Source organism: Streptomyces sp. 142MFCol3.1, assembly GCF_000424945.1.
Classification (GTDB): Bacteria; Actinomycetota; Actinomycetes; order Streptomycetales; family Streptomycetaceae; genus Streptomyces; species Streptomyces siamensis.
The window spans coordinates 25,910-43,683 of sequence record NZ_AUKV01000050.1 but is presented as its reverse complement, the minus strand read 5'-3'; the positions used below and the strand labels follow the sequence as shown (position 1 = coordinate 43,683).

Annotated in this window: 13 protein-coding genes; 3 read left to right on the top strand and 10 right to left on the bottom strand. The window is 73.3% G+C overall.

Going from position 1 to position 17,774, the window contains the following annotated elements:
* Positions 1 to 117: 117 nt before the first annotated feature.
* The 3 genes from H305_RS0140615 to H305_RS0140605 form a co-directional block, all read right to left on the bottom strand.
* Positions 118 to 1,335, bottom strand: a complete 1,218-nt coding sequence (locus tag H305_RS0140615) for an XRE family transcriptional regulator (protein WP_078629489.1) — start codon at positions 1,333 to 1,335, stop codon at positions 118 to 120.
* A 1,180-nt stretch (positions 1,336 to 2,515) separates the two neighbouring features.
* Complete coding sequence (locus H305_RS0140610; protein WP_028805510.1) at positions 2,516 to 3,037, bottom strand: DUF3017 domain-containing protein; 522 nt, start codon at positions 3,035 to 3,037, stop codon at positions 2,516 to 2,518.
* Positions 3,027 to 3,881 carry a bifunctional methylenetetrahydrofolate dehydrogenase/methenyltetrahydrofolate cyclohydrolase gene (locus H305_RS0140605; protein ID WP_028805509.1) on the bottom strand — a complete coding sequence of 285 codons (855 nt, stop codon included), beginning with the start codon at positions 3,879 to 3,881 and terminating at the stop codon, positions 3,027 to 3,029. Before H305_RS0140605 ends, H305_RS0140610 begins: the two co-directional genes overlap by 11 nt.
* 268 nt (positions 3,882 to 4,149) lie before the next feature.
* On the opposite strand from H305_RS0140605, the gene H305_RS0140600 reads away from it, so the two are divergent.
* The gene (locus H305_RS0140600) at positions 4,150 to 4,788 is read left to right on the top strand and encodes a hypothetical protein (RefSeq protein ID WP_028805508.1); all 639 of its coding nucleotides are present in this window, start codon (positions 4,150 to 4,152) and stop codon (positions 4,786 to 4,788) included.
* 412 nt (positions 4,789 to 5,200) lie between these two features.
* On the opposite strand, the gene purH is transcribed toward H305_RS0140600, so the two are convergent.
* A complete protein-coding gene (gene purH / locus H305_RS0140590) occupies positions 5,201 to 6,790 on the bottom strand; it encodes a bifunctional phosphoribosylaminoimidazolecarboxamide formyltransferase/IMP cyclohydrolase (RefSeq protein WP_028805506.1) in 1,590 nt (529 codons plus the stop codon).
* Entirely contained in the window at positions 6,787 to 7,455 is a 669-nt protein-coding gene (gene purN / locus H305_RS0140585; RefSeq protein ID WP_051371510.1) for a phosphoribosylglycinamide formyltransferase, read from the bottom strand. The genes purH and purN overlap by 4 nt, the downstream gene beginning before the upstream one ends.
* A 389-nt stretch (positions 7,456 to 7,844) precedes the next feature.
* Here purN and H305_RS0140580 point away from each other — a divergent pair, with 389 nt between their 5' ends.
* Positions 7,845 to 8,687, top strand: a complete 843-nt coding sequence (locus H305_RS0140580; protein WP_028805504.1) for a hypothetical protein — start codon at positions 7,845 to 7,847, stop codon at positions 8,685 to 8,687.
* A 212-nt stretch (positions 8,688 to 8,899) separates the two neighbouring features.
* On the opposite strand, the gene H305_RS48520 is transcribed toward H305_RS0140580, so the two are convergent.
* On the bottom strand, positions 8,900 to 10,897 hold the full coding sequence (locus tag H305_RS48520) for a DUF6350 family protein (protein ID WP_063611397.1): 1,998 nt from the start codon (positions 10,895 to 10,897) through the stop codon (positions 8,900 to 8,902).
* Between the two features lie 96 nt (positions 10,898 to 10,993).
* On the opposite strand from H305_RS48520, the gene H305_RS0140570 reads away from it, so the two are divergent.
* On the top strand, positions 10,994 to 12,133 hold the full coding sequence (locus H305_RS0140570; protein WP_028805503.1) for a helix-turn-helix domain-containing protein: 1,140 nt from the start codon (positions 10,994 to 10,996) through the stop codon (positions 12,131 to 12,133).
* Positions 12,134 to 12,234: 101 nt separating this feature from the next.
* Here the strand turns inward: H305_RS0140570 and sucD are convergent, their stop codons facing one another.
* The 4 genes from sucD to H305_RS53720 all read right to left on the bottom strand — a co-directional run bounded on the left by sucD (position 12,235) and on the right by H305_RS53720 (position 17,756).
* Positions 12,235 to 13,119 (bottom strand): succinate--CoA ligase subunit alpha, encoded by an 885-nt coding sequence (sucD, locus tag H305_RS0140565; protein WP_028805502.1) that lies wholly within the window; start codon positions 13,117 to 13,119, stop codon positions 12,235 to 12,237.
* Between the two features lie 22 nt (positions 13,120 to 13,141).
* Positions 13,142 to 14,320: an ADP-forming succinate--CoA ligase subunit beta gene (gene sucC / locus H305_RS0140560; protein WP_028805501.1), complete on the bottom strand. Its 1,179-nt coding sequence runs from the start codon at positions 14,318 to 14,320 to the stop codon at positions 13,142 to 13,144.
* A gap of 453 nt (positions 14,321 to 14,773) precedes the next feature.
* Positions 14,774 to 16,426 (bottom strand): hypothetical protein, encoded by a 1,653-nt coding sequence (locus H305_RS49650; protein ID WP_051371507.1) that lies wholly within the window; start codon positions 16,424 to 16,426, stop codon positions 14,774 to 14,776.
* 193 nt (positions 16,427 to 16,619) lie between these two features.
* Entirely contained in the window at positions 16,620 to 17,756 is a 1,137-nt protein-coding gene (locus H305_RS53720) for a hypothetical protein (RefSeq protein ID WP_158690664.1), read from the bottom strand.
* Between the last annotated feature and the right edge of the window lie 18 nt (positions 17,757 to 17,774).

The window sequence follows — 17,774 nt, the reverse complement described above, 5'->3', positions numbered from 1 at the left end:
ACCGACACACCGGACCACACGACGGCTGCAACGGGCGGATCACCGGCACGGACCCGACCCACCCACCGGACAGACGGCGAAACGGCCCGACAGCCGGCCCCGGCCCGGCAGCAACCGCTACTTCGTGCAGCCCTTCTGCCCGGACTTCAGCGTCGCGCACGCCGTCGCGTCGCCCGCGTCCTTCACCGCCACCATCGGCGTGTAGGCGTCCGTGTCCGCCTGGACCGACCCGGTCTGCTTCGCCGCGCTGCCCGAGGACACGTCCACCTGGTCACCGGCCGCGGCCTGGGTGATGCGGGCCCAGGCAGCACCGCAGGTCTTGCTGTAACGCACCTCGACGAGCGCCGTACCGACCGTCGCGCTGGACGTCGTCCGGGCCAGTTCGCCGCCGCAGCCCATGTTCTCCGGGTCCTTGCCGGTGCACTCGGCGCCGCTGCACTTGACCCCGGCCGGCAGCTCGGGATTGGCAGCCGCGGAGGTCGCGGGCGACTTCGGCGTACCGCCCGCCTCCTTCTTGTCGTCCCCACTGGTGAGGAACACGGCCACAGCGACCACCACGAGCGCCCCCACGACCCCCGCGAGGAACATCGTCAGCCGCCGCTTCCGCCGCGCCCCGTTCCCCGCCGCACGGCGCGCTCCCCCGGGCCGCGCGTCCTGAGGCCCGCCCGGCCCACCGGGCCGGGCCGGTCCGGCCGACGCCGAGGGCCCGTACCGCCCCACCGGATCCGACGGCGAGGGAACGACCCCCCAACTGCCGCCCCGCGCACCACTCCCGTACGAGGACGACTCGCCCGCGTCCGGCCCGGACGGCTGCACCGGCACGGAGGACACAGAAGAGCCCGACAAGCCGGACGACCCCGACGGCCCGGACGACGGCACCGAGGGCGACACCCCCGCAGGCCCGGCAACCCCGGGCGTCACGGTCGCACTGCCGCCCTTGCGCGTGGCCTGCCGCCCGTTGCCCCCCTTGCCCGGAGCCGACCCCGGTCCCGGCCCGAACTCACCGAGCGCGGCACGCGCCTGGGAGATCCGGATCGCCTCCATGGTCATGTCGTGACGCATCTCCGAGCGGCTCCAGGCACGCTCGGCCAGCTCCCACATGGTCGTCAGATGGACGGGATTCGTCCCGGTCACCTCGGCGAGCGCGACGATCGCACCCTTGGGCGCGAGAAGCCGTCCGTTGAGGTATCGCTCCCAGGACGTCTTGCTGTAGCCGGTGCGGTCGGCCACAGCGGCGACGCTCAGACCGCTCCGGTCCACGAGCCGGCGCAGCTGACTGGCGAACTCCTTGACCTGCGGATCGAGTTCATCCGGCAAGGCCCTCCAACGAGGCATTGCTTCCCCCCTCTTTCCCCCCGTACATGCACGACTGTTCCCCCTGCGCACGGCGCTTCCGCCGAGTCCCCGTTCTGGCTACCCACAGGGATGCGCCCGGTCAGGATCTCAGTTCCCGGGATGGGGGCGCACGGGAGCATCGACCCGGGGCATGCACCGTTGCACGCCCGCCGGACCGCGGTCCAGTGTCCCACCGGCACCTTGTACGACCGGCCGAACCCCCGCCCCCACCAGAACGTCCCAACCGCCCGGATTGCCCACGTTATACCGGCTGTTGACATGGATCAGTGCACATCCTCCAACTTGTCAAGACATCGACACAACGGGAACACAAGAGCGACCTCAGGGACCGCGGAAGCACTCGGCTCCCCCGGCAGCGACGGCACCACCGCGGACGGCGGGACGGAGCAGGAGCGGCTTGGGCGGAGCAGGAGCCGCGAGCCGGGAGCGAGAACCGCACGGCACCCCGCCGGGCCGCGGTTCCCGGGGCTCAACGCGGACTCCGTACCGGAATGGTCACTTCCGTGCCACAGCGAACTGCCAGGTGTTGAAGAGCCTGTCGGCGGTGCACAAGGGTTGACCCAGGGCGGAACACCCGCCCGGCCGCGGCCCGTCCTTACTCGGGGGAGAGGACGGGCCGCTCTCGTACCCACCCCGCCCACCGACGCCACGGTGCAGAGGGCGAGCATCGGGCCGAAGGTGCACACGACGGGCCAGTAGCCCGAGGTGACATAGCCGAAGGTCACCGCCTCGACCGTGCCGAAGACGACCAGGGGCGCCCGGCCGCGGAAGGCGACGGGCAGATGCGGCGAGGACGACCAGCCCGTCGGCCGGTCCGTCGAGCGCCGGCCAGCCCTGCTTCGCCGGCTCCTGTCCGAGCAGCACGGCCACGCAGACCGTGGCGAGCGCGATCAGCGTGTCGACGGCGAACGGGCGGGGCGGCCAGCAGCGCATCGGCGCAGCCTAGCGCCGCTTCCCCGACCACTGCGTCAACCTTTCGCGGTACCGCGGAAGTTGCAGGAACCGCGGGCCTACCGCGTTTGAGCGTGCGGGAGTTCGAACCGTCGGGGGACGCGGAGGGTATGGGAAGGCCCGTGCGTTAGGTGACCACGACACAACGCGGCACGGTGGCCCGCGCCCTCCGGGGGAGGCGCGGGCCACCGTGCCGCGGACCCCGGACTCAGCGCACCGTGAAGTGCAGCGTGTCGTCCAGGAACGGGATCACCAGCCACGGGCCGGGCTGCGCCATCATCGCGAGCAGCACGATCGCGGCACCCAGCACGCCGTACGTGACCATGTCGGTGAAGCGGGAGCGGACCGCGAGCATGCCCACGTCGGGCAGCATCCAGCGCATCACGGCGCCGGCCAGCAGCGCGGCGCCGATCAGGATCGTGCCGAAGCGGAACACGTCGAGCGCGGTCAGCAGCAGTCCGAGACCGACGGCCGACAGCACGGCGAGGATCGGCCACTGCCGGGCGGGCGCGGGGGCGTCCCCGGGCGCGGCCCGGCCGCCGCCCTCGGGCCGCGCGGTGTCCCGGGTGAACAGGGGGAAGCGCCGCGTGGTCCGCCGCGGCCTGCCCTCGGCGTCGGGCGCGCTGATGGCATCCCGCACGGTCTCCTCGGCGTCCTCGACGGCCGAGTCGGCGCCGGCGCTCCGCGCGCTGCGCGCCTCGCTGTCCTTGGAGCCTCGCTCAGCCGACACTGCGCTCCGCCGCCTCCACCACGTTGACGAGCAGCTGGGCGCGGGTCATCGGGCCGACGCCGCCCGGGTTCGGGGAGATCCACGCCGCGACCTCGGCGACGTCCGGGTGCACATCGCCGACGATCTTTCCTTCGGCGCTGCGCGAGACACCGACGTCGAGGACGGCCGCGCCGGGCTTCACGTCCTCGGCCCTGATGAGGTGCGCGGAGCCCGCCGCGGCGACGATGATGTCGGCGCGCTTGAGGTGCGCGGAGAGGTCACGGGTGCCGGTGTGACACTGGGTGACCGTGGCGTTCTCGCTGCGCCGGGTCAGCAGCAACGGCATGGGGCGCCCGATGGTCACGCCGCGGCCGACGACCACGACCTCCGCGCCCTTGATCTCCACGCCGTACCGGCGCAGCAGGGTCAGGACGCCGTTGGGGGTGCAGGGCAGCGGGGCCGGCTCGTTCAGCACGAGACGGCCGAGGTTCATCGGGTGCAGGCCGTCCGCGTCCTTGTCCGGGTCCATCAGCTCCAGGATGCGGTTCTCGTCGATGCCCTTGGGGAGCGGCAGCTGGACGATGTAGCCGGTGCAGGCGGGGTCCTCGTTCAGTTCCCGCACCACCGCCTCGATCTCCTCCTGCGTGGCGGTCGCGGGCAGTTCACGCTGGATGGAGGCGATGCCGACCTGGGCGCAGTCGCGGTGCTTGCCCGCGACGTACTTCTGGCTGCCGGGGTCGTCCCCGACCAGGATCGTGCCGAGGCCGGGCGTGACGCCCTTCTCCTTCAGGGCCGCCACGCGGGCGGTCAGATCGGACTTGATCGCGGCTGCGGTGGCCTTGCCATCGAGAATCTGGGCGGTCATGACTCCATCCTCGCGGATGACCCGGTCATGGTTCCAATCCGGGCACCCGGCGGCCCGCCGACGACGGCCGGCACAATGTCCCGCCATGATCACTGATGTTGCACTTGCACAACACATAGGGAATGTGGCTGGACAAGTAAGAGGGGCTTAAAGAACCATGAGCAGCACAGTGCCGCGGGCAGTACCGGGGGGACGGACCGCTCTGTAGAAAATTCCTCCGACCGTGCCCCGCGTCGTCCCCGCACCAGGCAACGGAGGAACACCCGCCATGAGTTTCGGCGACCCGAACAACCCCTACGGGCAGCCGCCCCAGCAGCCTCCGGCCGCTCCCGGCTACGGCTACCCCCAGGCTCCCGGCGTACCCCCGCAGGGTTACGGATACCCGCAGCAGCCGGGTTACCCCGGCTACCCGGGCTCGAACCAGATGCTCCCGCAGACGATGCCGGGCCTGCTGGTCACGGCCCGCGTCTTCCTGTTCATCATCTCCGCGGTGCAGATCATCGCGGCGCTCGCCTGGTTCTACGTGGCCGCCATCGCCAACGACGTCTCGAACACGGCGGACAGCTACAGCTCGTCGAACGACGACGTGTTCAGCAGCTTCAGCGACGGCGCCGACATCGCCACCGGCGTCCTCGTGCTCATCGCGCTGGTCGCCGCGGGTCTCGCGGCCCTGTCCATCACGCTCGGCGTGAAGTTCGGCCGGGGCGGCCAGGGTGTCCGCATCACCACCGTCATCTACGGCGCGCTCGGCGGGATCGTCGGTCTGATCATGCTCTTCGTCGGTCTCGACTCGGGCATGGCCTCCGCCGTCATCTTCCCGCTGATCTGGGTGGTCTTCGCCGCCATCATCACGGCCGCTCCCGTCGTCTCGAGCGGCACCGCCTGGTTCGCCCGCCCGCGCTACTGAACACCCCGGCGCAGGCGTCGAGTTCGCAGCACTGAACAGTTCACGCCATTCGCTCCAAGGGCCGTGTCTCACCCGAACAAGGGGGCGACACGGCCCTGGTGCTTCCGCCTGCCCTGAATCCCGTAGCCGCGCGTGCCCGGGTGACGGACCTTGTACAGCATCGTCGTGGTACCCGCGCCGACCACGGAGTCGAGGTGTGGGCTCCGCGCCACGACCGCCTGCGCTCCCCTGGGGGCCTCGACGAGGCGACGCCCCGGCCTGCCGACCGGGCTCTCGCACGTAGTGACCCCGGGACTTCCGTGGTACCCCGACGACGGGCACGGCCCCCGGCTCCCGAGGGGGAGGCCGGAGGCCGTGGTGTCGCCGCCGCCGGGGCGCGGCCGTCGCTGCTGCCGCACCCCCCGGACGTCCGTCAGTGGAAGAAGTGGCGCGTGCCCGTGAAGTACATCGTGATGCCCGCCTTCTTCGCGGCCTCCACGACCAGTTCGTCACGGACCGAACCGCCGGGCTGGACCACGGCCTTGACGCCCGCCTCGGCCAGGATCTCCAGACCGTCGGGGAACGGGAAGAACGCGTCGGAGGCGGCGTACGAGCCGCGGGCGCGCTCGGCGCCGGCCCGCTCCACCGCGAGCTTCGCGGAGTCGACGCGGTTGACCTGGCCCATGCCGACACCGACGGAGGCGCCGTCCTTGGCGAGCAGGATCGCGTTGGACTTCACCGCGCGGCAGGCACGCCAGGCGAAGGCCAGCTCGTCGAGCTCACCCTGGCCGAGGGCCTCACCGGTCGCGAGGGTCCAGCTCGCCGGGTTGTCGCCGTCGGCCTGGAGGCGGTCGGTGACCTGGAGCAGCGCGCCGCCGTCGATCTGCTTGACCTCGACCGGGTTCGCGGGAGCCCGGTGGGCGCGCAGCACGCGGATGTTCTTCTTCTTGGTGAGGGCTTCGAGTGCGCCGTCCTCGTACTCGGGCGCGACGATGACCTCGGTGAAGATCTCGGCGACCTGCTCGGCCATCTCCTTCGTCACCGGCCGGTTGACGGCGATCACACCGCCGAACGCGGACAGCGGGTCGCAGGCGTGCGCCTTGCGGTGCGCCTCCGCGACGCTCGACGCGACCGCGATGCCGCACGGGTTGGCGTGCTTGATGATCGCGACGCACGGGTCGGTGTGGTCGTACGCGGCACGGCGCGCGGCGTCCGTGTCGGTGTAGTTGTTGTACGACATCTCCTTGCCGTGCAGCTGCTCGGCCTCGGCGAGGCCGCCCGTGCCGTCGACGTACAGCGCGGCACCCTGGTGCGGGTTCTCGCCGTAGCGGAGGGTGTTCTTGCGCGCGTAGGTCGCGCCCAGGAAGTCGGGGAGGCCGCTCTCGTCGACGGCCGCGTAGTCGTCCGCGAACCAGGAGGCGACGGCGACGTCGTACGCGGCGGTGTGCTGGAAGGCCTCCGCGGCGAGCCGCTTGCGGGTGCGCAGGTCGAAGCCGCCGACCTTGACGGCGGCGAGGACGTCGCCGTACCGGCCCGGGCTGGTCACCACGGCGACCGACGGGTGGTTCTTGGCGGCGGCGCGGACCATCGACGGGCCGCCGATGTCGATCTGCTCGACGCACTCGTCGGGCGTCGCGCCGGAGGCGACGGTCTCGCGGAACGGGTAGAGGTTGACGACGACGAGGTCGAACGGCTCGACGCCCAGCTCCACCAGCTGCCGCTGGTGGTCGGGCAGCCGCAGGTCGGCGAGGATGCCCGCGTGGACCTTCGGGTGCAGAGTCTTGACGCGGCCGTCCAGGCACTCGGGGAAGCCGGTCAGCTCCTCGACCTTGGTGACGGGGACGCCGGCCGCGGCGATCTTCGCGGCGGTGGAGCCGGTGGACACCAGCTCGACACCGGCTTCGTGCAGTCCGCGAGCGAGCTCCTCGAGCCCGGTCTTGTCGTAGACGCTGACGAGCGCGCGCCGGATGACCCGCTTGGTGCCCTCGGTGTTCTCGGCCGTGACTGTGCTGTCGGCGGTCACTGGATAACTACCTTTCGTCCCTCAATGCGATAGCCGTTGCGGGCGAGCCGCCCCACGACATCGACGAGCAGCCTTCGCTCGACTTCCTTGATGCGCTCGTGAAGAGCGCTCTCGTCGTCCTCGTCCCGGACCTCCACCACGCCCTGCGCGATGATCGGTCCGGTGTCGACGCCGTCGTCGACGAAGTGGACGGTGCATCCGGTGACCCGCGCGCCGTACGCGAGCGCGTCGCGCACGCCGTGGGCTCCCGGGAAACTGGGCAGCAGGGCGGGATGCGTGTTGACGAACCGCCCCCCGAACCTGGCGAGGAATTCCTTCCCCACGATCTTCATGAACCCGGCGGAGACGACGAGATCGGGCTCGTACGCCGCGGTCGCCCCGGCGAGCGCCGCGTCCCACTCCTCGCGGGTGTCGTAGTCCTTGACCTTGCACACGAAGGTCGGCAGCCCGGCCCGTTCGGCGCGTGCGAGCCCCTCGATGCCCTCCCGGTCGGCGCCCACGGCCACGATCTCGGCGCCGTAGCCCTCGGTGCCCGCGTCCGCGATGGCGTCGAGCATTGCCTGCAGGTTCGTACCTGATCCGGAGACCAGCACGACGAGGCGCTTGGCCTTGGCCACGGCGGGGCCCTTTCTCGGGGAAGCGTTTGTACGGTCGTACGAATGCATCGCGCCCCGGGATACGGGGAAGTCTACGAAGCGGCCGACCGTCAGCAACGATACCGGCACATCGGACGGCCCCCACGGGACGGGGGCGTGGCCGGAAGGTAGCGTCTGGAGAGGATCCACCCGGGAACGTCCGGCAAGGATCCGTCCCGGAACACAGTCCCGCGCGGGGAACGCCCCGTGCGCGCGGGACGTTGACCAGGGACGGGCACGAACGCCCGGGACACGGGTCCCGGGAACACCCGCGGCGCGGGCCCCGGAAACCGGGGCGCGGGCCCTGCAAGACATCCGGGGCGCGAGCCCGGGGTAGGACGCTCGGGGCGCGCGTCGCGAGCACGACGTCGTGCGGACACGCCGCCCGCCAGACTCACCAAGGGGAAGACGCACACCTGATGCCGGACCGCAGTCTCCGACTCCCTCCGCTGCTGCTGCGCGAGCGGCGCCCTTCGCCCACCCCGCCCCGGTCGGACGGGGAGGCGCCGGCGGGTGGACAGGGCTCCTCGGGCGGCCACGGCCGAGCCGGCGGGAACGGCTCCTCGGGCGACGGCGGCCCCGACGGTCCTCCCCCGCCCTCGGACGACAACCCGTTCGCTCCGCCGCCGGAGGGCACGCCCGACCGGCCGTGGCAGCCGCGGCGCCCCACGAACGGCGGCGACACCGAGGAGAACGGCGACTCCGGGCAGCCCGGCGGCGGGTACACCCCGTGGGGCAGCCAGTGGAGCGACCGCCAGCCCGGGCCCTCGTCCGGCGGCGGCTTCGGCGACCGACCCGGTGCCCCGCAGGGGCAGGGCGGCCCTGAGGGCCCCGGCAGCGGTCCCACCGGTATGCGCTGGGACCCGACCGACCCGGCCCAGCGCCGCGCACGCTATGCGCTGCTGTGCGGCATGTGGGCGTTCTTCTTCGCCCTCTTCAGCTGGCCTTACGTGGCGCTGCTGCTCGGCGCGCTCGCCCTGTACTGGGGCGGCAGCTCCCTGCGCGCCAAGCCCCGCACCCCGGACCCGGACACTCCCGCGCCCGCGCCCGAGGCGAGCGGGCGGCCGCAGAGGACGGCCGCGGTGAGCGGGATCGTGACCGCGTCGCTCGCCATCGTGATGGTCGCCGCGACGTTCACCGCGCACCTCGTGTACAGCGACTACTACTCATGCACGAACGACGCGCTCACGAACGCGGCGAAGCAGTCCTGCAACGACCTCCTGCCGAAGGAGCTCCGGGGCGTCCTCGGCACGAACGGCTGACCTTCCGGCCCATCGCACCGCGGGCACATCCGCGTGCCACTAAGCCGGTCCGGTCCGGCCGGTCCGGCGGCAACCCGTCGGTCACGCACCGCCCGGGCGCGGTCCCGGGGCTCCTGGGCCCCGGGGCTCCATCCCTTCCGCGCTCTCACCACGATCCCGGGGTTCCGGCGTCCCGCACGTCCGCGTCCCGCATGTTCGTGGGCTCCACGCCCTCACACCGGATCCCGGGGCTCCGGCGGCCCCGCGACGTCCCGCAGCTCCGCGCCCCATGGGTTCGTGGGCTCCACGGCGTCACGCGGGCCCGGGTCCCGAAGCCCACGGACCTCGTGCGGAGCGGGGTCCCCGGGGTCCGAGGGCCCCGCGGCGTCGCGTGAGAGCAGGTACCGGGGGTCCGTCAGGTCCGTAGTGTCCCGCGGAGCCCGGTCCCGGGCCTCCGAGGAGTCACCCCCGTCCGGCCCCGACGACTCCGGGCGCTCCGCGGCGTCGCGGACGGCCGGATCCGGAAGTCTCGCGGCCTCGCGCAGGGCCGCCCAGCGGGCCTCGCGGGACGCCTCCTCGTGCCAGGGGAACCCCTCGGCGTCCGCGGCGGGCTCGTGCCGGAAGGGCCCCGTGGCGTCCGCGGGATCCTCGTCCCACAGGGACCCCGGGGTGTCCAAGGGCAGGAAGTCGTACGGTTCGAAGTCGTCGGCGGGTCCGCGGCCGGCCGCCGCGGCCCCGCCGGCGGGTACTCCGGCGGGCGGCTCGCCCAGGTCGTACCGCGGTCGCGGACGCGACAGCCCGTACGGCCGCGATCCCCACGGCAGCCGGAAGGGAGAGAAGGCCGGACGGCGCCGCAGGGCCTTCCCGGCCGCCGGGGAGCCGCCGGCCGCGGCCGCCCGCGGCCCGCGCCGCCCCCGCAGCCCCACCGCCACGGGCACGCCGACGGCCGCCGCCCACAGCGCAGCCGCGGGCCCGACCTGCCACCACACGGGCCCGAAGTCGGTCAGTGCGGCCACCCCGAGCGGCCCTCCGGCCAGCGCGGCGAGCAGGCCGAACGCGCTGCCGCACAGTCCGGCGGCCAGCAGCGCGGCACCCGCCGTCCGCTTCCGGGACCAGGCCTCCTGCGCCGTTCCGTCCGGCGGTGCCGCGACACCCGCCACGAACCAGGCGACCGTCGCCCCGGCGGCGACGGGCAGCACCCCGGTCGCCCAGCCGAACGGCCCCTTCTCGCCCGGGACGGCCGCCAGCAGCGGAAAGGCGGGCAGCAGGTCGGTCGAGGCGCGGGGCCCCGCCGCGGCCACGGACAGCGGCGCGGCGACATGCCCGGTTCCCAGGACGACCCCGGGGCCGAGGCCGTAGGCCGCCCCCCAGACCGCCGCGTTCGGGACCAGCGCGAGACAGAGCAGCAGGACGGCGAGACGGCCCGACCACACGTCCGTGAGCTGGAGGAACGAGTCCCGGGCCACTCCCCCGTGCCACACCAGCGACACCGCGACGAGCAGGGCCCCGCCCCCGACGAGCACCGCCGTCCCGGCCCCGGCGGCCCGCAGCGCACCCCCGAGGAGCCGGTCCTCGCCGCCGAGGAGCCGTTCCCCGACGGCGACGAGAGGCCGTACGGCTGCGGCCGGACGGGCGGGCAGGCCTCGTGGGACCCGCGACGCCCCGGGCGGCAGCGGGCCCCGGGGGCGCCCGTACGCCGTCCAGACCCCCGCCCCCGCGGCCCCCGCGGCGAACAGCGGCAGGCACACCGCGGTCCACACCCAGGAGGGCCGCAGGGCGCCGCCCGAGGCGTAAAGGGCGGCGGCCATGCCGACGGACAGGTAACCGGCGACGACCCCGGCCCATGCCGTGGCGGGAGCCGCCCGCACCTCCTCGGCCGCGTCCCTGGCCGCCCGGTGCACCAGCCACAGGGGGAGCGCCAGAAGGAGCAGCGGTGTCACTCCGACCGGCATGGGCAGGCCGGAGAGGGTGTCGGTGCGGATCAGCTCGACGCCGTGGGCGAGGAGCCACAGGGACGCCGCGACGTGCAAGGCTCCGCCGGGCCCGCTGTCCGGGTACGGGGAGCTGATCCACAGGGCCATGACGAGGACGGCGAAGGAGCCGAGCCCGAGGCCCGCCGCGACGGCGCCGCCGAGGAGGCCGGAGCCCAGTCCGGGTGATCGGTCGCGCAGCCGGACGAGCAGAATCGGCAGTGGCGGCCTGCGGTCGGTCATGTGGGTCACGCCCGCCATGCTCCCAACGACACGCGCTTTCCCGTCGTAACAGGCGAACCTCGGATGTGTCGCTCAATATGCATCTATGTACTTTTTCGTACGAAAGGGCGCCTCGTGACGCGGAGTCCTCAGACCCCCCTGCCCGGCCCCAAGGAGCGCCGCCGCCTGCGCGAGGCCAAGTCGCTGACCCAGGCCGAGGTCGCCACGAAAGTGGGCGTCACCCGCGAGACGGTGCGCTCGTGGGAGTCCGGCCGTACGACACCACGCGGCCGCAAACGGGAGGCGTACGCGAGACTGCTCACCGAACCGGCCTCCTCCGAGGTTTGGGCGACCACCCGTCAGGAGCGGTCCGTGCCCGCCCTGGTGGGCGCCGCCACCGGTCCGGGCGGCGACGCCGCGGGTTCCACGGGGCCGGCGCCCCTGCCCGGGAACGCGCCATGCACGCTCCCCGCAGACGGGCTGACGCCCGCTCAGGCCTTCGACGCGCTCTACGCGTTCTGCGCCCCCGCCCTCGTACGGCAGACGTATCTGCTCACCGGGCGGCGCGAACTGGCGCGCGAGTCCGTGGAGCGCGCCTTCCAACAGGCCTGGCACAACTGGCCCGCGGTGGCCGTGGACCGGGACCCCGCCGGGTGGGTGCGGGCGACGGCGCACGAGTACGCCCTCTCCCCCTGGCACCGCCTGCGCCCCCGCCACCGGCAGCCGGAGCCGCCGCCCGCCGACGCGGCCGACCGCGCGCTCCTGGACGCCCTGCTGACGCTGCCGCCCGTGCACCGGCGCACCCTGCTGCTCTACGACGGCGTCGGGCTCGACCTGCCGGAGACGGCGGCCGAGACGGAGGCGAGTACGCCCGCCGCGGCCAACCGGCTGCTGCACGCGCGCGAGACGCTCGCGACGCGCCTGCCCGACCTGGCGGTGCCGGATGTGCTGCACCGGCGGCTCGCCGAGCTGGCGAGCACGGAACGGCTGCGCGCCGCCAAGCCGCGCACGGTCCGCTGGGGCGGCGAGCGCCGCGCCGAGCGCTGGACCCGGGCCGCCATCGCGTTCACGGTGCTGCTCATCGGCGCGACGACACTGACGCTGCGGACGGCCCCGGACCATTACGAGGCCCCGCTCGCGCCCGGCGAGACGGTCCACGGCCTGCCGCCCCGCTCCGCTCCGGGCCCGCTGTCGGACGAGGAGCAGCGGCTGCGCGCCAAGCTGAAGTCGGAGACGGTCAACGGCCCGGGACGGCTCGTACCGGACGACCGCTGACACCCCGTACGAGACGTCCCGGCGCGTCCGGGTGTCCGGACATACGGGTGGGCCCGCACCCCCTCAAGGGGTGCGGGCCCACCCGCGTGGTGCTGCTGGGCTCAGCCCGCGAGGATCTCGCGCGCGAGCTTCGCCGTCTCGGTCGGCGTCTTGCCGACCTTGACGCCGGCGGCCTCGAGGGCCTCCTTCTTCGCGGCGGCCGTGCCGGAGGAGCCGGAGACGATGGCGCCGGCGTGGCCCATGGTCTTGCCCTCGGGCGCGGTGAAGCCGGCGACGTAGCCGACGACCGGCTTGGTCACGTTGGCCTTGATGAAGTCGGCCGCACGCTCCTCGGCGTCTCCGCCGATCTCACCGATCATGACGATCAGGTCGGTGTCGGGGTCGGCCTCGAACGCGGCGAGCGCGTCGATGTGCGTGGTGCCGATGATCGGGTCGCCACCGATGCCGACGGCCGACGAGAAGCCGATGTCACGGAGCTCGTACATCATCTGGTACGTCAGCGTGCCGGACTTCGAGACCAGACCGATGCGGCCCGGCTTGGTGATGTCGCCCGGGATGATGCCGGCGTTGGACTGGCCCGGGGTGATGAGACCGGGGCAGTTCGGGCCGATGATGCGGGTCTTGTTGCCCTTCGACTTCGCGTACGCCCAGAAGGCGGCGGAGTCGTGGACGGCGATGCCCTCGGTGATGACGACCGCGAGCGGGATCTCCGCGTCGATGGCCTCGACGACGGCGGCCTTGGCGAAGGCCGGCGGCACGAAGAGGACGGACACGTTGGCGCCGGTCTTCTCCATGGCCTCGGCGACCGAGCCGAAGACGGGGATCTCGTGGCCGTCGATGTCGACGGACGTGCCCGCCTTGCGCGGGTTGACGCCACCGACGATGTTCGTGCCGTCGGCCAGCATGAGCTTGGTGTGCTTCATGCCCGTGGCACCGGTCATGCCCTGGACGATGACCTTGCTGTCCTTGTTGAGGAAGATAGCCATGGCTGTGGTGTTCCCTCGTCCCTTACTTGGCCGCGGCCAGCTCGGCGGCCTTGTCGGCCGCGCCGTCCATGGTGTCCACGCGCTGCACGAGCGGGTGGTTGGCGTCCGACAGGATCTTGCGACCCAGCTCGGCGTTGTTGCCGTCGAGACGCACGACCAGCGGCTTGGTGACTTCCTCGCCCTTGTCCTTGAGCAGCTGGAGCGCCTGGACGATGCCGTTGGCGACCTCGTCACAGGCGGTGATGCCACCGAAGACGTTGACGAAGACGGACTTGACGTCCGGGTCGCCGAGGATGATCTCCAGGCCGTTCGCCATGACCGCGGCGGAGGCGCCACCGCCGATGTCGAGGAAGTTGGCGGGCTTGACGCCACCGTGGTTCTCACCGGCGTACGCGACGACGTCCAGGGTGCTCATGACGAGACCCGCGCCGTTGCCGATGATGCCGACCTCGCCGTCGAGCTTGACGTAGTTGAGGTTCTTCTCCTTGGCGGCGGCCTCGAGCGGGTTGGCCGACGCGTGGTCGACCAGCGCCTCGTGCTCCGGCTGACGGAACTCGGCGTTCTCGTCCAGGGAGACCTTGCCGTCCAGGGCGATGACGTCGCCGGAGGCGACCTTCGCCAGCGGGTTGACCTCGACGAGGAGCGCGTCCTCGGCGACGAAGGTCTTCCACAGCGTCACCAGCACGTCGGCGACCTTGTCGGCGACGTCGGCCGGGAACTTCGCGGCCGCGACGATCTCGCGGGCCTTCTGCGGGGTGACACCCTCGTTGGCGTCGATCGGCGTCTTGGCGACGGCGTCGGGGCGGGTGGCCGCCACCTCCTCGATCTCCATGCCGCCCTCGACGGACGCGATGGAGAGGAAGGTGCGGTTGGTGCGGTCCAGGAGGAAGGAGACGTAGTACTCCTCCAGGATCTCCGGAGCGGTCTCGGCGATCATCACCTTGTGGACCGTGTGGCCCTTGATGTCCATGCCGAGGATGTCCGTCGCACGCGCGACGGCCTCGTCCGGGGTGGCGGCGAGCTTCACGCCACCGGCCTTGCCACGTCCGCCGACCTTCACCTGGGCCTTGACGACGGACTTGCCGCCGAGACGCTCAGTGGCTGCGCGGGCCGCCTCAGGCGTGTCGATGACTTCACCGGCCAGCACCGGTACATCGTGCTTGGCGAAGAGGTCCCTCGCCTGGTACTCGAACAGGTCCACGCGCTTCCGTCCCTATCAGTGATCTCGCGGTTCGTTGGATGCGTGGGCGTGCCGCGAAGGGCAACGTGACGTCCGCTGTCACAAGGGTGGCGCACACGGTGTCCGAGCGCGCGGCATGTCCGTCTCGCAGGTTATCGCCGCTGGCGGTGGGTCCCTAAATCGCGGGTCACACCTGAGCGGTGATACCTGTCACATGATGCCTCACTCACTGGCACCGCGTGCCGCATGAGCAGGGCCTCACCGGGTTGGGGTTGACCCGGTGAGGCCCCTTGAACAGCCCCGAAGGGCTCGGACAGGGCGGTCCCCACCCCAATGGGGACCGCTCTGCCCATCCGCGGGGTTCCGGTCGGACGATCCGACGGGTTTCGGCCGTCCGGGTCCGTCGGCCCCGAGGAGTCGGTCGGGTGCCGTACGACCGCCCTCGCCGCGGGCGGGTCGTACGACGGGGGTGCCTCAGACCCCGTACGTGCCGTACGGGGCGCCGGGCAGGTAGCTCGGGGCGACGGACTCGGTCACGCCCCGGACGCCGTCGACGGCGTGGCCGGCCAGCGGGCCGCCGGTCGCCGCGGCGGTACCGGTCAGGTCCTGAGCGAAGGGACCAGCCTGTGCGACGACACCGGCCGCGAACGGGCCGGCCTGGCCGACCACGCCGTCCGCGAACGGCCGCACGTCGCCCGTGACGCCGTACGCCAGCCCGGTGGCGCTGCCCGCGACCCCGTCCGCCACGGGCTGCACGAAGTCCACGACGGGCTGCGCCGCGTCGGCCACTCCCCCGGCGAAGGCCGCCACGTCGCCGGTGACGACGCCCTGTGCGAACGGGGCCACCTGTCCCGTGACGCCGTGCGCGAACCCGCCCGCGGCCCCCACGACACCGCCCGCGAACGGCTGGACGTCGCCGACCACACCGTGCGCGAGCGTGCCCGCGTCCGCGACGGCCTGGCCGGCGGCCGGGACGACGCCGTGCACCGCGGCCTGGGCCACGGGCGGCAGCACCGAGCCGGCCGCGTCGCCGGCGACCTGGCCGACGGCTCCGTGGACGACCGGCTGCGCGTCACCCACCACCCCGTACGCGAGGCCGCCCGCGTCACCCGCGACACCGTGCGCGAGCCCCGTCGCGTCGGCCGTGGCGCCGTACGCCACCGCCGTCGTGCCGTCCACCGCGCCGCGGACCGACGTGGTCGCGCCTGCCACGGCCCAGTGCGCCAGCGGCGTGACGTTGCCGACGGCGTGCTCCGCCACCGGAGTGACGCCCTGGACGGCGGTCGCAGCGACGGGCGGCAGCGCCGATGCGGCCGTCTCGTCGAGCACCGGGATCGCGATGCCGGTGGCGGTGCCGACGGCGCCGCCGACCTGTGCGGGAGCGCCGGCCGCCGTCCGCGCCGCCGTGCCCGCGACGCCGGGGGCCGTGTTCCCGGCCGTCCGCTCCGCCGTGGCGACGGCCTGCCGGACTCCGGTCCGGGCGGCCGAGGGCACGCCGTCGGCGGTGCGCTGGACGGCGGCGAGCTTGCTCTGCGCCCCGGCGAGCGCCTCCTCCACCTCCGGCGCGAACGCCGAGAGCGGGCCGAAGAGGTAGTCGATCTCGCCCTGCGGGGTGCCTGCGTCGGCGGCGGTCTGCCGCGCCGTGTCCGCGGTGTGCCGCGCGGTGGCGGTCCCGGTGTGGGAGAGGTGGGTGACGGCGGGGACCTCGGCCTCGACGTAGCGGCGGGCGTGGTCGGCGGGCGTCGCCGCGCCCTGAGCCGTCCTCGCCGTGTGCTGTGCCTTCGTGGTCGCCGCCGCGATGGCGGTGCTTCCGGCCTGCGCGACGTGACTGCCGGCCGTCGCCCGCGCCTGGGCGACGGTGCCCGGGACCGAGGAGGTCACGTCGTCGACGGCGGTGACGGCGGACACCGTGTCGACCGTGTCGTGCACGTCGTTCGTCACGTTCCCTACGGCGGCGTCGACGGTGCCGGTCACCACGTCGACGGCGTCGGTCACGTCGACGCTCGCGTCGGGAGCGGACACGGACGACGTCGGCAGTTCGTCCGCGCTCGCGGCGGCGGAGCCGAGCGCCCACGCGCCGGTGACGCCGGCGGCTATGACGATGGAACGGCGGATGTTCTTGTTCATGCTGCGTCAGATCCTTCGGGATTCCGAGAGTTCGGGAGATTCCGGGGAGTCGCTGAACACCGGTGAAATCCGGTGGATTCAGGTGAGTTCCTTGGGCTTCCGTCCGGGATTCGGAGGGGTACCCGGACGGCGGGCAGACCTGTTCCGCCCCCGCGCGGCAGGTCGCTCGGCGGGGAGGGGAGGAGAAGGCTGCCTAGCCGGGGAAAACGGGAATGTCCCGGTACCTGTCCCGGGTCTCGGCCGCGGTCACGACGGCGGAGGCGCCGGGCACGAGCCGCAGCGGTGCCCGGCGGACGGGGGTGATGGCGTGCGGATCGCCGTGCCGCGGCGCACCGTTGTCGACCGCGGAACGGTCGATCAGCGCGCCGGTCGTGTCGTCCGCGGGCGCCTGACGCGCGGGTGACTGCACCGTCGGCACGCCGTCGTGGGCGCGGCGCACCGCACCCGCCCAGGCGTCCGCGCCGCGCGCGCAGGGGCCGAACACCGGGGCAGTGGACGGCGCGTGCGGGCGTCGCGTCGTGTGCTGCCCGGCCGTGGCGGGCCGGTTGTCGTGCGCCGCCTCGCCGTGAGCGGGCGGCACAGAGCCGGCCGGCGGGGGCTGCGCACCCGTGGGCGGGAGCGCGGGCAGGTCCGGCAGACCCGGAAGCCCCGGTACGGCCGGGAGCCCGTCCGGCGGGGTCTCGGGCAATCCACCGGTGAACGTCTCCACCAGGTCACCGACCGGCCGCACGACCGCACCGGTCGCGGGCCGCACGAGATCGTCGACCGGCTGGACGACATGCCGGACGGTCTCGGTGACGGTGTCGGTCACGTGTGTGACCACCCCCGCGAGGGGGGCGAGGGCGCCGTCGACAGCGGGGGCGGGGCGGCCCGCCGGGGTGTCGTGCGACGCGGGTGTCCCAGGTGCCGCCTGCGCGGCCCGTGTTCCGTCCGTCGTACGTGTCCCGGGCGCGGGCGCCGTCTCGGCCGTGGACTTGGCCTCGGCCGTGGACTCGGACTGGCCTTCGTCCTTGGCCTCGGCCGTGGACTCGGACTGGGCCGTGGACTCGGACTGGGCCGTGGACTTGGCCTGGCCTTCGTCCGGGACGATGGCCGTCGGCTCGGAGGCTCCCTCGGCGTCGCGGGCCGCTTCCGGTCCGGTCGCCGGGGTACGAAGCGCCAGCACGTCGTGCACCGCGTCGGCCGTCGACCGGACGACCCCCGCCGCCGGCCCGGGCACTGTCCCGTCGGCGGCCTGCGCCCGTTCTCCGCAGAGGAGGGCGACGGCGAACAATCCACCCATCAGCAGAGCCAGTTGCAGCGCACGCCGCCCAGCCGTCTCACGCGTCACGCGCGAAGCGGCACCGGA